11 protein-coding genes are annotated in these 16,643 nt (G+C 40.7%); 3 read left to right on the forward strand and 8 right to left on the reverse strand.

What is annotated here, in order from left to right; translation table 11 throughout:
• Positions 1-98 precede the first annotated feature (98 nt).
• Positions 99-2,474, reverse strand: a complete 2,376-nt coding sequence (locus tag ACL8WY_RS01965; RefSeq protein WP_436516627.1) for a heavy metal translocating P-type ATPase — start codon at positions 2,472-2,474, stop codon at positions 99-101.
• Complete coding sequence (locus ACL8WY_RS01970) at positions 2,455-2,901, reverse strand: universal stress protein (protein ID WP_436516628.1); 447 nt, start codon at positions 2,899-2,901, stop codon at positions 2,455-2,457. The genes ACL8WY_RS01965 and ACL8WY_RS01970 overlap by 20 nt, the downstream gene beginning before the upstream one ends.
• 121 nt (positions 2,902-3,022) lie before the next feature.
• On the opposite strand from ACL8WY_RS01970, the gene ACL8WY_RS01975 reads away from it, so the two are divergent.
• Complete coding sequence (locus ACL8WY_RS01975) at positions 3,023-4,315, forward strand: ATP-binding protein (protein ID WP_436516629.1); 1,293 nt, start codon at positions 3,023-3,025, stop codon at positions 4,313-4,315.
• Here the strand turns inward: ACL8WY_RS01975 and ACL8WY_RS01980 are convergent.
• Positions 4,312-4,494 carry a PLD nuclease N-terminal domain-containing protein gene (locus ACL8WY_RS01980; RefSeq protein ID WP_436516630.1) on the reverse strand — a complete coding sequence of 61 codons (183 nt, stop codon included), beginning with the start codon at positions 4,492-4,494 and terminating at the stop codon, positions 4,312-4,314. The genes ACL8WY_RS01975 and ACL8WY_RS01980 overlap by 4 nt on opposite strands.
• A 120-nt stretch (positions 4,495-4,614) precedes the next feature.
• Here ACL8WY_RS01980 and ACL8WY_RS01985 point away from each other — a divergent pair, with 120 nt between their 5' ends.
• Positions 4,615-5,661 carry a response regulator gene (locus tag ACL8WY_RS01985; RefSeq protein ID WP_436516631.1) on the forward strand — a complete coding sequence of 349 codons (1,047 nt, stop codon included), beginning with the start codon at positions 4,615-4,617 and terminating at the stop codon, positions 5,659-5,661.
• 191 nt (positions 5,662-5,852) lie between these two features.
• Positions 5,853-12,152, forward strand: coding sequence for a T9SS type A sorting domain-containing protein (locus ACL8WY_RS01990; RefSeq protein ID WP_436516632.1), 6,300 nt, complete (start codon positions 5,853-5,855; stop codon positions 12,150-12,152).
• Positions 12,153-12,325: 173 nt separating this feature from the next.
• On the opposite strand, the gene rplT is transcribed toward ACL8WY_RS01990, so the two are convergent.
• The 5 genes from rplT to ACL8WY_RS02015 all read right to left on the reverse strand — a co-directional run bounded on the left by rplT (position 12,326) and on the right by ACL8WY_RS02015 (position 16,628).
• Positions 12,326-12,667 carry a 50S ribosomal protein L20 gene (gene rplT / locus ACL8WY_RS01995; RefSeq protein WP_436516633.1) on the reverse strand — a complete coding sequence of 114 codons (342 nt, stop codon included), beginning with the start codon at positions 12,665-12,667 and terminating at the stop codon, positions 12,326-12,328.
• 107 nt (positions 12,668-12,774) lie between these two features.
• Positions 12,775-12,969: a 50S ribosomal protein L35 gene (gene rpmI / locus ACL8WY_RS02000; RefSeq protein ID WP_436516634.1), complete on the reverse strand. Its 195-nt coding sequence runs from the start codon at positions 12,967-12,969 to the stop codon at positions 12,775-12,777.
• 22 nt (positions 12,970-12,991) lie between these two features.
• Positions 12,992-13,546 (reverse strand): translation initiation factor IF-3, encoded by a 555-nt coding sequence (gene infC / locus ACL8WY_RS02005; RefSeq protein ID WP_436518080.1) that lies wholly within the window; start codon positions 13,544-13,546, stop codon positions 12,992-12,994.
• Positions 13,547-13,617: 71 nt separating this feature from the next.
• Positions 13,618-15,561, reverse strand: a complete 1,944-nt coding sequence (thrS, locus tag ACL8WY_RS02010; RefSeq protein ID WP_436516635.1) for a threonine--tRNA ligase — start codon at positions 15,559-15,561, stop codon at positions 13,618-13,620.
• Positions 15,561-16,628, reverse strand: coding sequence for a hypothetical protein (locus ACL8WY_RS02015; protein ID WP_436516636.1), 1,068 nt, complete (start codon positions 16,626-16,628; stop codon positions 15,561-15,563). The genes thrS and ACL8WY_RS02015 overlap by 1 nt, the downstream gene beginning before the upstream one ends.
• Positions 16,629-16,643: the final 15 nt, after the last annotated feature.

The following is a 16,643-nucleotide window of genomic DNA, read 5'->3' on the forward strand; positions in this document are numbered from 1 at the left end:
TAGTCACTTTTTCAATATTCGCGTGGTTAGAATTCCCTCATTATTGTCATTGGAAAGGTAGCCCCTCCTCATTTAGCCAAGATAGATTTTTGAACTGATTAGGAAAAATTCTTTCGTCCCAACCAACCTATTAATAGTGTGATAAATCCCACGACTGTTACTGAACTTATCGGCATCAAAACAGCAGAAACAAGTGGAGTTAAGTGTCCCGTCATGGCAAAGGATAGTCCAACGATATTGTAAAGAAAGGAAATCCCGAAGGCGATAAATACAACTCTAATTACGCTTTTTGAAAAACTAAGAATGGTAGGCAACAATGTCACATTGTTTGATGAAAGTATGCCATCACATGCTGGTGAAAACTGATGTATGTCCTCAGAAATGGCTATTCCAACGGCTGCTTCCTTAAGAGCACCTGCATCATTCAATCCATCTCCTACCATCAGACTATTCAGGTTTTCAGATTGGAGATACTCCAATTTATCCATTGGACTCTGCTTAAATCTAAGCTCATCAAAATAGGGTTCTAACTTTGACTTTTCAGCATTATTATCTCCTGAAAGCAGTGTGAGCATGTAGCTTTTCCCTAATTGCTTTATCATTTCGAAAATTCCTTTTCTATAAGTAGACTTAATGGTAAATGTCCCTTTCTTTTTGCCGACTTTGAGGAACACTTGAGATTCATTGATTGATGACCTTTCGTCATTAACCTGAAGATATTCGGCCGACCCAACCTTCACCTGCATCCCATTCACCATGGCCTCAAATCCCTTTCCGGTCTCCTCGTTAAATTGTGTTATTGGTAACTTCTCACAATCGGGCAACTCATTATGAATAAGCCTGCTTAGTGGATGTGCCGAATTTCCCATTGCAGATTTCAGGCTAGCCATTTCGATCCCATCCACCACATCCCCACTATATTCAAGTCCCGCTTGCATAGCTGTCAATGTTCCGGTTTTATCAAATACCACTGAGTCCACTTTTGCCATAGATTCTATTACCTCAGCATTTTTTAGATATAATCCTTCCTTACCGAGTTTACGCATAGCGTGTCCATAGGCAAAAGGTAAGACGAGAGCTAGCGCACACGGACATGCCACGATAAGCACTGCAGTCATTGAATTCCAAATCAAGGAGGGATCATTGAGCCACCAATATATGCCGGTGCCAACAGCTAACAGAATGATAATAACAGTAAAGTATTTACCAATCTTATCTACCCAGGTATGCAAATCATTCCCACGTTGCTTTTTGAAGGATACAGAATTCCAAATTCGGGTAAGCTCACTATTGTTTACAGTTTCAGTAAGTTCTATGATAAGCTCTCCACCCTTTTGTCTCCCACCAGCATATACTTGTTGACTGGTTTCTCGCCGTTCTCGCTTAGATTCACCTGTTACAAAACTGTAGTCAATATTGCCTTTTCCTTGTTTTAAAATTCCATCTGCCGGTATCAACTCATCATTATGAATAACAACCAGATCACCTTTTTTTAATTCTTTTAAAGGCCGTTGAATTTCTTCCTCATCAACTTTACATGTTACAGAAACTGGAAAGTAAGAGGTAAAGTCCCGATCAAAGGCCAGTGCTTGATAGGTCTTTCCTTGATACCATTTTCCAATCAATAGAAAGAAGACCAAGCCGGCTAAAGAGTCCACATAGCCCATTCCCGTACCGGAAATTATCTCATATGCACTGCGCCCAAATAAGGTAAGAATGCCTAAAGCGATTGGGACATCTATGTTGAGGTTATTATATCTGATTCCCTTCCATGCTTTTTGAAAATAGTCGCTGGCTGAATAAAGTAGAATGGGGAAAGCCAGAACAAAATTTATCCAGTTAAAAACTGTTTTAAAATCATCCGTAAGTAAAAAATTCCGATCTAGGTATTCCGGCATGCTCATAAGCATGGCATTACCAAAACAAAACCCAGCAACAGCTATTTTTGTCCCGATGTTCGACTTTGAAACTTCCTTTTTGGTCTTATCAAGACTATCTAATGAAATGCCGGGAGGATAGCCTAGCTGTGACAGCAATACAGCCAGGTCTTTCAGGGATCTCTGATTGTGATCGAAAGTGACTATAATCTCTCTTTTGACAAAGTTTACCTCTGCTCTCAATATTGAAGGTTCGATTTTGGGTAAGTGCTCCAATAAATAAATACATGAGCTACAGTGAATGCCTGGAAGAAAGAGCTTAACGACAGACACTTCTTCGCTTTTAAACTTGAGAAGCTGCCTTTGAATATCTTCATTATCCAAAAACACAAACTTTCTCTCAGCTTTGATCTCAGACAAAGACTTATTTTCAAGCGAAGTTTCGGAATAGTACTGGGTTAAGTTGCTCTGGCTGAGGAGTTCATAAACAGCTTTGCATCCGTAGCAGCAAAAGTTATAAGTTTCTGATTGGATCGAATCGTCACATGCATCACCGCAATGGTGACAGCTCAACTTTTCAGCTTGCAATATCTCCATCGACAAGTCGGTTTGGAACAATCATCACCGGAACACCACTCTCTCTTATCACACTTATGGTGTGACTACCTAGTTCATTGTTCTGTCCATTTCCATTTATTCCTACTATAACCAGATCAAAGTGGTTTTCTCGAATAAACTGAATCATGGTATCCTCAACATTTCCAGATAATACCATATTCTTGATGCGTTTCTCAGGATCCTCAATAAAATCAACAGATAATTGATTCATTCTTTTTTCCACCTCCTCTAATTTCTTTTGGCTGATTGCTTGAATCCCTTTTTGGCTGTAACGTGCAGCCATCGGATATATGTGAAGTAATGAAATAATCACTTCGCCATTGAGCCTAGATAATTCAAGCCCAACCTGCGTTGCATTCCATGAAGCCGGCGAAAAATCTGTTGGGATAAGTATACTCGAGATCACACACATCTAGTTTAAGTCTCAAAACTAGACTGTCTTCAAACCCTCAAGGTTGACATTCATCAATCATACTATTGAATTTTGTCACATTCCCTCATTAGGTTTACTGAAGCAACTCAATGTTATGAATCTCAATAGCCAGAATATTATAACTAAACAAGGATTAGAACTACTAGAAAAGCTATTTGAAAGCTCTGGAGAAGGAATAATGATTTTTAACAAATTCGGAGAAATAGAGGTGGTAAACCCCAGAGCAAGGGAAATGTTTGGATATGAAGAAGGAGAATTACTCGGATTGAAGGTTGAGAAATTAGTGCCTGCCTCTATTCGACCTAACCATGAAAAGTATAGGAAAGATTATCTGAAAAAGCCGGAACCTAGGCGAATGGGAGTAGGTCGGGATCTTTCAGGACTCAGGAAAGATGGAAGTACTTTCCCTCTCGAAATTAGTTTAAGCTACATGCTGCATAATGATCAAAAACTCGTCGTTGCATTTATCACAGATATTTCCATACGAAAAGAAAACGAGAAAAAGCTTGAAGAGCAGCGCATTAAACTCAAAGAGTATACCTCAGAATTAGAGAAAAAAGTCAAAGCCCGAACCAGTGAGCTTGAGCATATGAATTTAGGACTTGAAAGTCAGATTCAGGAAAGGAAATTAGCTGAAGATGCACTCAAAGAAAGCCTGGAGGATCTAAAAAAGGCTGAGCGAGAAATTCTGATATCACTTGAAAAGGAAAAAGAGCTGGGTGAACTAAAGTCAAGATTTGTCTCAATGGCAAGTCATGAGTTCAGAACACCATTGACGACTGTTTTATCATCCGCTAATCTTATTGCAAAGTATGCGGAGAGCGATCAGCAAAATTCAAGATTAAAGCATGTAGATCGAATTCGAAACAGTGTTGAAAACCTAACCAATATTTTGAACGATTTTCTGTCGCTTGAAAAGTTGGAGAGTGGATCTCAGAATGTTGAATTTTACAAGGTTGATCCCAAAGAAGTCATTGATGAAGTCATCGACAGCATGAGTCAAAGCCTTAAAAAAGGTCAGGTTATTCATCTGAAAGGAAAAGCTCCCGAAATTCTAACGGACGCACATGTTTTAAGAAACATAATGATCAACCTAATATCCAATGCCAGTAAATACTCCCAGGAAGAAGATCCTATTTACATTCATTTCACAGTCAAAAATAAACTCAGGATTGATGTAAAGGACCAAGGCATTGGGATACCAGAATCAGAACAAGAAAGTCTTTTTGGTCGATTCTTTAGAGCCGGAAATGCCACAAATATCCAGGGGACTGGATTGGGTTTGAACATAGTAAAAAAGTATGTCCAACTAATCAATGGAGAGATTGAATTTCAAAGTGAAGAAGGAAAAGGAAGTACTTTCAGTCTTTCGCTTCCTTTACCCTAGCTTTTTTCAAGTGATTTTCTACTGATCAGATACATTAGTGGCCCAACCACAGGGAATAGTACCACTATTGCAAACCATAACATCTTCTTATTAGTAGAAAATCGAGCCATCAAAATATTAATCATGGCATAAACTGCAACTGCAACTGCAAAAACGCCTACATATACCCATATATCCATAATCTTATCTTTTAATCAAAAGAAACACGATTAGTCGATTTCTTCCATGATATTACTTAGTCAGAAGAGTGATTAACATCACATGATTTTACTAATTTGGCATTCGAAAAATTCACCAATATGAGTCAGCAACATATTCTTGTCATTGAAGATCAACAGGATGTAAGAGAAAACATTGTTGAACTATTAGAACTGTCCAACTATAAGGTCACTTCCGCACCTAATGGTAAAGAAGGTGTGAAAATGGCCTTAGATTCCCCTCCCAATTTGATCTTATGCGATATCATGATGCCAGAAATGGATGGCTATGAGGTGTTATATCTTCTATCAAAAAATCCATCAACTGCCTCTTTACCCTTTATATTCCTGACAGCAAAAGCAGAGAAATCAGACTTTAGAAAAGGAATGAATATGGGCGCAGATGACTACATCACAAAGCCATATGAGGAAATGGAACTTTTGGGAGCCATTGAAAGGCGTCTTACAAAATATGGTGAGTTAAGTCAAATATCTGACGTAGACGACCTGGTAACACACGCTACCAGGTACAAAAATATTGATGAGCTAGACAAAGAACGCAAGTCTCAAACCTTCAAGAAAAAGGATATCATATATCGAGAAGGTGACTTAGGCTCATTTGTCTATAAAATCAAAAAAGGTAAAGTAAAAACCTATCGCATAAATGAAGATGGCAAAGAATTCATTTATGATATCAAAAAAGAAGGTGATTTTCTGGGTGAAAGAGCCACTATTCAAGAGTCTGCCCGCACCGAATTTGCCGAAGCAATGGAAGAAACAGAGTTATTGCTAATCCCTAAAAATGATTTTCATGAGCTTATCTTTAAAAACAGAGAAGTATCAGGTCAATTCATAAAAATGCTGTCAAATAACTTATCTCAACGGGAGCATGAACTTATGGAAATGGCTTACAATACTGTGAGAAAACGTACAGCAGATTCACTTTACAAGCTATATGAAACTTACAACGGCGCTGATAAATCAGTAACAGTGGATATTTCCAGAGCAGACCTTGCAGGGATGGTCGGGACTGCCACCGAATCTGTTATCAGGATTCTATCAGAGTTTAAAAAGGACAAGTGGATTGAAATCAATGGGAGTGCCATCTCCATACTGGAACCTGAAAAAATAAAAGAAGTCAGGTTCTGACCGCAAATTATAGATCCAAAAAGCTTCCTATTGACGTAGATAATACTGTACGATATGTATTTCATCGAAATTTTATCAATTGATAATATCTATCGTGATATATTCGCAGATATAATTAATTAGAGATAAAGTATAGTTATACCAATTATTAACTGTCTTTGCTCTTTTGGATTACCATCAGAAACCGCATTATGAGAAACCTAATTCGCTGCGCCACCTTGCTGGGGGTGTTTTTCTATGGCCAAAGTGCCATTTCACAAGACAATTGTGCCGCAAGAGCCAATTTTGACTGGGATGACCACACCGGAACACCCACAGGCAGTACCTACGGAGACCAAACAGTTGATTTCACCTTTAGTGTGTCCGGCTCAGGGGGAATTACCTTTAATGACACTTATAGCGGCAACCTCATTCCAACTGATGATGCTGAAACTAACACCTTATGGGGCATTCAGCAAGATGACAATGAGACTAACACCTATACGATCGATTTCAACGGTGACTTGCTCTACGATTTTTGCTTTGATTTACTAGACGTTGATACAGGAGAAGGAAGTGTAGATTTCGTGACTGTAAACGCATATGATGCATCCAATACACTTATCACCTTAACCGTAGGAGACCTTTCCAATCAGGGTGCTGATGTTCAATACAATGGAGCGAATGTTTTTGAGGGTACTGATACATCGCCATTTACATTTGCCGGGTTTGCCTTCCCAAGTGCAAATGTTACCATATGCTTTCCATCACCTATTCAACGCATAGAAATCGTCTACGACAGTAACGACGGAGCTACCAATCAATATTTTGGCATTAGTGATTTTGATTACTGCTCCCAAGACTTTGATGATGATGGAACAAAAGACATTAATGAGACTGATTCTGATGGAGACGGGATTGCAGATGCCACTGAAGGCAACTCAGCAGGAGATGCTGATGGAGACGGCATACCCAATTTTGCAGATACAGACTTCACCACTTTTGTAGATCTTAATGGGGATAATGTAAATGATAATCTGGATACAGATCTTGATCAAGCTCCGGATGCCTTGGACCTGGATTCAGATAATGATGGAATTCCGGACTTCACGGAAAATCTTCCACTTGATGGTGGAAACCCTGCAGACACTGATTCTGACGGAACAGATGATTATATAGATTCTGATTCTGATGAAGACGGTGTTAGTGACCTCATTGAGGGCAATGATATTGATTTCAATGGTATCGCAGATATTGCTCTGGCAGGAACAGACGCAGATGGAGACGGTATTGATGATAACCTAGATAATGTGAATGGAAGAGGCGCGGCAGGTAATGTCACCGGTTCAGTAGCGGCAGTGGCTGCAAATCTAGTTGATGATGATACAGACCCAGATTATAGAGACACCGATGATGACGGTGACGGAACACTTACAAGCGCAGAGATTCCTGATGCCAATGGTGATGGTATCCCCGACTACATTTCAGCATGCGAAGATGGATCCATTCTTGATTTTGAAGATTATGCCGTAGGCTCTACTCCGGGTCCGGTATTTACTGTAGATGCTTCAAATATTACATTCAGCTTTGTGGATGCCTCAGGCGAATCAGTCTCGTATGAAATAGATGATCAATTACACGATCCCGAGCATGGAATTTTTGTCTCACAGGACATTGCCAGTAATACATACTTCACTTTATTAAAAGTAAAATTCGATAGACCTTTAGAAGGTTTCTGCTTCGACCTATTGGATATTGATTTAGGCGACCACCTCGATTCAATGTCAGTCAATATTTTCAGAGATGGAGACGTAATCGTTCTCGATAGCGATAACATAATTAATGGTGCAAGTAATCAACTAAATAGCAATAATTTCATTGTAGGAACGGGCGTGTCAGGTGATGATGAATACCTGGGGAATGTTCGCTTGTGCCTGAGACAAACGGTAGACTCATTGGTCATCAATTATGGAAACTTCACAACTCCGAGTTTTCAATATATAGGACTCAATGATTTTACATGGTGCGGTATAGATCATGATTATGATGAAATTCTTGACATCAATGATCCTGATGATAATAATAATGGAATTAGTGACATTGTAGAAGGTGGTGGCATAGACCATTCACTTGATACAGATGGAGATAAAATTCCGGATTTCATGGATGCTGATTTTGCCGGGTTTACCGATACTAATGCTGATGGAATCAACGATAATGCTGATTTGGATCTAGATGGTGTTCCGGATCACATAGACAAGGACACTGACAATGATGGAATTCCTGATGCGGTAGAAGCCAATGGTGGATTACTACCTGCAAACATGGATGAGGATGGAGCTTATCCCCCAGCCTACAGCCTTAACAATGATTCTGACAATGATGGAATTGTCGATGACGTAGACACCTCTACCGGAGGAACTGCACTCACCAATCCGAATACAGATGGTGATGCAGTCAGTGACTTTAGAGATTTAGATTCCGATGGTGACGGTATTCCTGATCTTGTAGAAGCTGGAGGTACAGATTCTAATGGTGATGGTATGGTAGACAGCTTTGCTGATGCTACAGGAGACGGCTTTAATGATACCTATGATCCTGATGTTTTTGGTACTACTTTGTTAAGCGGAAGCATAAACAAATTTGCACTTGATACTGATGGAGATGGTCTGGCAAACTATTTAGATATTGATTCTGATGATGATGGCATCACTGATGATGTAGAAGCTCAAACTATTGCCGGATTCATAGCGCCAACAGGCACAGATACTGACGGTGATGGTTGGGACGACAGTTATGATTCTGATAATGGAGGAACAGCAATAATCCTGCTCGATTCGGACTCAGATACTAGTGAAGATTTTATCGATACAGATTCAGACGATGATGGAGTTCTTGACCGTGTTGAAAGTCGGGATGCAGATAGCGATGGAGTAGCTGATGAGCTTCCGTCTGGAAGTGATTCAGATAATGACGGCCTTGATGATAGTTTCGATACGGATAATGGAGGCTCATCTCCTGCTACTCCCGATACTGATGCTGATGGAGGTGTAGACTTTAGAGATATTGACGATGATGGAGATGGTGTGGCAACCATAAACGAGGATTATAATACCAACGGCAACTACGCTGATGATTTCACACAAGGCGGCTCTCCTACTCCTGATTATTTGTTTTTTACAAATGATCCTGATGGAGATGGCTTGGATAACGCCATCGATTTTGATGACAATAATGACGGTATACTTGATGCTGATGTAGCTACGTGTTCAATCGTAAATGGAAACGGTATGACTGCAACTGAAACCGGTGGAGTTACGAATGCTACTAACGCTCAGGGAGTTGCAGATGATGCCTATGCCACTGTTGGAAATGGTGATGTTCTTACTGTACAACTCGACGATGTGGTACCAAACGGACTCACAATAACCTTGAGAATGGCGAGGAACGAGGGTGGCGGAGCTAACTCTACCTTACGTGTAGAGCAGTCGAATGATGATGTTTCTTATGTAAATGCCATCGATTATAATTTTTCATCTAATGTGCTTGCCGACTATGACTATACATTAACAGCTGATGCAGAATACATCAGGTTTACCAGAATTGCCCGTGGCAACCGGGTGGATGCTGTTACTTATTCCTTTCAGGACTGCATAGACACTGATAGTGATGGAGACGGCATTGCAGATAGGTTGGATCGGGATAGTGATGGCGATGGAATCCCTAATGCTTATGAAGCCAATGACGGAATTCTTCCTGCCAATATGGACGAGACTGGTCAATATCCGGCTGCCTATGCAGCAGCTAACGATACAGATGGAGATGGAATTGTAAATGATTTGGACGCCGACGATGGCGGTACACCTTTGGCCAACAATGACTTTGATGGAGATGGTCTCATAGATGCATTGGATGCAGATAGCGATGCGGATGGTATTCCAGATGCGATTGAGTCAATTGGTACCGATACCAACGCCAACGGAATCCCGGACTCCTATACCGATACAGACGCTGATGGAAACCTTGATTATCGTGATGGAGACTCAGATAATGATGGTATACTAGACTTAAGAGAGGGACAGACCACTTCAGGATATGTAGGAGCTCCTTCTGGAACCGATACAGATAACGATGGAATTGATGACAGTTTTGATGCAGATAATGGAGGCACTGCAATCACTGGAAACGATCACGATACCGACGGAACACTGGACTTCCAGGATTCTGATAGTGACAATGATGGTATTTCAGACCTGATCGAAGGCAACGATAACAATGCCGATGGAGCTACTGATGCGGCACTTGCCGGTAATGATAATGACGGAGATGGTATTGATGACACATTTGACCCGGATGACGGTGGTTCGGCAGTTGTTCTTCAGAACACTGATGGTGACGCTGAGCCAGATTGGAGAGACAATGATGATGACGGGGATGGAACGCCAACAGCAGATGAAAATGTAGATATAAATCCTGCAAATGGAACGCCTGATTACCTCGAGTCGAATGGCAATACGTGTGGACCAGGGAAAACAAATAACGGAACAGGCACTGGCCAAAGTGTTGCTGAGAATAACGGAGGAACTCGAACAACTTCGGCTCTTGGAACACCCGATTATATCGGAAGTGGTGATGACAATAGCTTATTGGCATTCGTGAATGGAGCTGGGGAATTTTTCACTCTGGATTTGGCTGAAACGGTTGCAGAAGGCCTTGACCTGGCAATTGTGTTTTCAGCATTCGAAGCAAATTCTGATATCGAAGTATCTGTTTCCGTCAACAATATAGATTTCTCAGGAGCTATCACTTATGCTGATTTAACACAGCGTCCAAATGGAGAAACTCAGAACTACACGGTTCCTGCTGGTGGTGCAAGGTTTGTCCGGTTTACTTGGGTTTCTGGTACTCCATACGTGGATGGATTAACATTCACCAGCTGTGCAGATGATTCGGATAACGATGGTGTACAAGATGATTCGGATAATGATAGTGACAATGATGGGCTTACCGACCTGCAGGAAGGCAACGGAACCGATCCATCAGCTGATGCTGATGTAGACGGAGTTGCCAATTACCTGGATTCTGACTTTGCTGGATATGAGGATATCAATACAGATGGAATAAATGACAACTTTGATCAAGATCTTGACGGTATTCCAAATCACCAGGACTTGGATTCGGATAATGATGGAATTCCAGACGCAGTAGAGGCAAACGGAGGCTCACTGCCTGCAAATATGACTTCAGAAGGAACCTATTTATCCTCTTATGTGTCGGCTAACGATACAGATGCTGATGGTCATGCCAACGATGTGGATACAGATAATGGTGGCACAGCATTGACCAATCCGGATTCTGATAATGGTACTGGTTACGACGATGGCTTGCCTGATTTTCTTGATAGAGATTCTGATAACGACGGTATCACCGATACGGCCGAAAATAATGGCACAGATAACAACAGAGATGGAGCTTTAGATAGCTTCGTAGATACGGATGGAGATGGACTAAATGATAGCGTAGATCCGGATAATGGCGGTACTGCCCTATCCATTATCAATACGGATGGTGACGGTAATCCTGATTATTTAGATACTGATTCTGATGGAGATAGCGCCGGCAGTCCGGGTTTAGGAGATCTTTTTGAAGGACACGACTCTAACTTTGATGGAACACCTTCGTGGGATGATGATGGAGACCTTGTTTTAGATACAAATGAAGGAAACATTGATTTGGACGGAGATGGAATTATTGATGCATTTGATCCTAATCAGGGTGGTATTGGAGCAGCTTTGCCGAATGCAGATGGTGATGGTCTCCCGAACTTCAGAGATGATGACGATGACGATGATGGAACGCTAACAATAGCTGAAGATACCGATGCAAATGGTAACTACTTCGATGACTTTACACAAGGTCAAAGCGGTGAATTTGCTAGTGTCCCTGATTATTTATACAATGACGCTTCTCCTCTCCCAGTTGAGCTTATAAGCTTCAAGGTTGTATTGAAAAATCAGAAAGCAGAGTTGACATGGGTGACTGCTCAGGAAATCAACAATGATTACTTCAGCATTGAATACTCAAATGATGGACTAAGTTTCTCAAGTATTGGTAATGTAGAAGGAAATGGAACTATAAGTAGTGTATCTAACTACTCATTTACGCACAACAATCCGAAGAGTGGATTTAACTACTATCGCCTGAAGCAGGTTGACTATGATGGTCAATCCGAATATTCAGAGATCAAGCGAATTAGCCTTGGTGCATTTGAGGACGTGTCCATAAGTGTTTATCCAAATCCAGCTGATGAATATGCAACTCTTATTGTAAATGAAGGAATAGCCACATCTATTGAGCTACTTACACTGAGCGGCACAATCCTTCAATCGATTCGATTTGAAGAGGGAGTGTCAAGTCATGAATTCGATATCTCCGGATTGAAAGGAGGCATGTATCTAATTCGTGTAAAAGGCCCGGACGTAAATACCATTAAGCGATTGATGGTGAGATAAGACTTTCTTTCCAATTAAGTATGAAGAGGGAAAGCCTGATGAATTTCTTCATCAGGCTTTTTTTACATGGCTTCTCGAGTCAACCAATGCTTTGTGAAGTAAAGTGCTTTGTGAAGTAAAGGCATAAAAAAACCCTGACACATCTGCCAGGGTTTCATTGAATTTCGTTGATCTTACTTCACAGCATCAACAACAGCTTTGAAAGCTTTAGGCTCATTCATTGCAAGGTCTGCAAGTGCCTTTCTGTTGATTTCAATTCCTTTTGCATTCAATTTACCCATGAATACAGAGTAAGACATTCCGTGCTCTCTTGCACCAGCATTGATACGCTGGATCCAAAGTGCTCTAAATTCTCTTTTCTTAGCTTTCCTGTCACGGTAAGCATATTGCCATCCCTTTTCAACGGCATTTTTGGACACTGTCCAAACATTTTTTCTTCTACCAAAGTATCCTTTGGCGTGCTTCATCATCTTCTTACGACGAGTTCTGGCAGCTACATGATTTACTGATCTCATTTTTGTTTTGTTTTGGCGATTGGTGCGTCAACTTTTCTATTAACGTCTTTCAACCAATAACCGGGTTTTAAATTTAACCACCCACTACTATGCGGGTATAAAAGAATTTACAGATTCAAAAGACGTTTGATATTTGGCTCATCCGCCTTGTCCACAACTGACATATATCGAAGATTTCGCTTCTGCTTAGTCTCCTTCTTTGTCAGAATGTGATTTTTGAATGCATGCTTTCTTTTAAGTTTTCCAGTTCCGGTAAGCTTAAATCGCTTCTTAGCACTGGAGTTTGTTTTAAGTTTCGGCATTTCTACTTTATTCTACGTTTAATTATTTCTTTGCAACTTTCGGTGCCACGAACAATATCATTCGTTTTCCCTCCATCTTAGGAAGCTGCTCTACTTTACCATACTCCTCAAGTGCTTGCGCAAACTTCAGAAGTAGAATCTCTCCCCTGTCTTTGAAAACAATCGTCCTTCCATAGAAGTGAACGTATGCTTTCACCTTAGCTCCGTCTTTCAAAAACTTGATGGCATGATTCAATTTAAAGTTGAAGTCATGATCATCGGTATTAGGTCCAAAGCGAATTTCCTTTATTACAGTCTTTTGCGCTTTAGCCTTAATCTCTTTTTGCTTCTTCTTTTGTTCGTACTTGAACTTAGAATAGTCAATCACTTTGCAGACAGGCGGGTCAGCATTTGGTGAAATTTCAACCAAATCAAGATTTTGCTCTTGTGCGATTTTAATTGCCTGATCTGTCTGGTAAACATCAACCTTCACATTGTCTCCAACCACTCTTACTTTACGCGCAGTGATCTTATCATTTACCTTGTAGGGCTCTTCTTTTCTGATTCTGGAAGGGCCTCTTCTTCTTAGTTTAGCGATTGTACTCCTTTATTTAAGTTGAACATTAAAACAAAACGCAAATATCGTGATATTTTACTCTTAACAAAAACTCAATTGATAAGTTCGTCCACTTTATTGTGGAAATAACGAGCAAATTCCTCTTTTTTCATCATTCCAATATCTCCATGACCGTGTTGCCTGACGGAAACAGTCCCTTCTTCAGCTTCCTTCTCTCCTACTATTAACATGTATGGCGTCTTTTTCACTTCAGCATCTCTAATTTTCTTGCCTATCTTCTCGTCACGTTCATCCACAAATCCACGGATATCCTGCTCCTGCATTTCAATAAAAAGCTGCTTGGCATAATCGTGATATTTTTCCGAAATAGGAAGAATCGCAATCTGATCCGGTGCTAGCCACAATGGAAAATCTCCTGCACAGTTTTCAATCAGAATAGCGATGAAACGCTCCATTGAACCAAAAGGTGCGCGGTGAATCATGACTGGTCGATGTTTCTTGTTGTCACTTCCAATGTACTCCAGCTCGAATCTATCTGGAAGGCTATAATCAACCTGGCTGGTTCCAAGTTGCCATTTCCTACCAAGAGCATCCTTTACCATGAAATCCAACTTAGGACCATAAAACGCAGCTTCACCATATTCAACTACAAAGTTTAGCTCCTTCTCTTCTGCTACTTCCTTTATCGCGGTTTCGGCTTTCTCCCAATCTTCATCATTCCCGATATACTTATCAGGATTATTCGGATCTCTTAAAGAAACCTGTGCTGTAAAATCTTTAAACCCAAGTGCTGAGAACACATAAAGTACAAGGTCTACCACCTTAGCAAACTCACTTTTTACCTGATCCTGGCTGCAGAATATATGTGCATCATCTTGTGTAAATCCTCGTACCCGAGTTAAACCGTGAAGCTCACCGCTTTGCTCATACCTGTATACTGTACCAAATTCTGCATATCGTACTGGTAAATCTTTGTATGATCGTGGCTTAGATTTATAAATTTCGCAGTGATGAGGGCAGTTCATCGGCTTAAGTAAAAACTCCTCATCCTCTGAAGGCGTATGAATAGGCTGAAATGAATCTTCTCCGTATTTGGCGTAGTGACCGGACGTAACGTAAAGCTCTTTCCCTCCAATGTGAGGTGTAACTACCTGATCATAGCCTGCTTTTAATTGAGCTTTCTTTAGGAAGTTTTCAAGGCGTTCACGTAAGACAGCTCCTTTTGGCAACCACAGAGGTAGCCCTTTGCCTACTTTCTCTGAGAAAGTAAACAGCTCTAACTCCTTGCCAATTTTTCTATGATCCCGTAGTTTGGCTTGCTCCAGCAATTCCAAATGCTCTTTCAACTCTTTCTGCTTCGGGAAAGAGATTGCATAAAGTCGTGTCAGCTGCTTTCTGTTTTCATCCCCTCGCCAATAGGCGCCGGCTACATTCAAAATCTTAACTGCTTTTATATAGCCGGTATGAGGAATGTGTGGTCCTCGGCAAAGGTCGGTGAAGTTCCCCTGATTGTAGAATGTAATACTTCCATCCTCAAGCCCATCGATTAATTCCAGCTTATACTCATCCCCTTTTTCCTTGTAATAAGCAATGGCATCCGCTTTGGAGATTTCTTTTCTTGTAAACTCGTTTTTTTCTCGGGCGAGCTCAAGCATCTTATTTTCAATGGCTTCCAGATTATCTGAATCGAACTCAACACCATTGAAATCTATGTCGTAGTAAAACCCATTCTCAATAGGTGGTCCAATTCCCAGCTTGATTCCCGGATACAAAGCCTCTAGTGCCTCTGCCATCAGGTGTGCCGAAGAATGCCACATGGTAGACTTGCCTTCTTCATCATTCCAGGTCAATAGCTGAAGGTTTGCATCTTGCTGAATCGGACGGAATGAATCCCTCACTTCTCCATTTACTTTTGCCGCGAGGACGTTTCTAGCTAAGCCCTCACTAATGCTCATGGCCACATCCAACGCCGTAGCTCCTTTATTGTAGGATCTCTGTGATCCGTCAGGCAATGTAATGGTGATTTTATCACTCATTAATTTTCAATTTTTTTAGGTTGTAATTCTATTGTCGGAATCTTACTTTCCTCAAATTTTAAGCGCTGCAAATATGCAATTTTTCGCTGTATAAGGTCCATTCTTTGCTGAGCTAATGTATCATTTGGATTCAGCTCAATGAGATATTCAAAGTATGGCAAAGAAGAAAGGTACCATCCACGATCTTCATAAAGCCTTCCCAATTTCCATATTGGCTTTCTTTCAGTCGAGTCATTAGTAGTAAGACTGGTCAATACGTAGCTTGCTGAGTCCCACATCAAGTCCTTTTGATACCAGTTGGCAAGCAAGTAAGCGATTGTGTCTCTTTCAATAAATGGTTTCAACACGATTCGGGCATCCTTATTCCTGCCGGCCTGTTCTAGTAGTTTGGCGTAAGCCAACTGTATTTTATAATCATCAGGATGTTCATCCACAAATTGAGCCATCACATCAAACCCTCGATCATAATAACCAAGCGTAACAAGGATTTTTCCATAATCCCACATCAATTCATGACTATTGTCCAACACATGCAGTTTACTAAGATTGTAAGCAGCCATAGTGGTGTCTCTGATTTTTAGGTATTGGGCAGAGGCAAACGTCAATGCCTCTTTTGATTGATTGGTTTTTAGATACTCTTTTAGTTCGATGGTAACAGAAGCTCTTCTTCCCAGTCTTGCAAGGCCATCGATATATGTTTCGATAAATTTGCTACCTAAATCATACTCTTCTCCCCATTTATCAATCACTTCAAGTAATAGTTGATACCGCTCGTGTGTTTTGTAATACATAATGTATTGCTCAACCAGTTGGTTGGTCATGCCATTCGCTTCCTGATATGCGTCGAGTGCTGAGATACATGTGGTTGGCCATTCAAGTTGTTCGCAATAGAATAGTTTCTGATCAATCAGTCGAGCGTCACCTGGTGCTGACTTTATTTCCTTATTGATTCGCTCTAGTGCGTCAGCGTAGAAGCCTGCATGCAATTTGGGCACAATAATCTTGTCTTGTGAAGGTGATCCACAACCCAAAAGCATTAATATAAATATGAAACAAGATCCTCTCATTTTGAGGGATCAAAG

The sequence above is a fragment of the Ekhidna algicida genome, from assembly GCF_051379705.1.
GTDB lineage: Bacteria > Bacteroidota > Bacteroidia > Cytophagales > Cyclobacteriaceae > Ekhidna.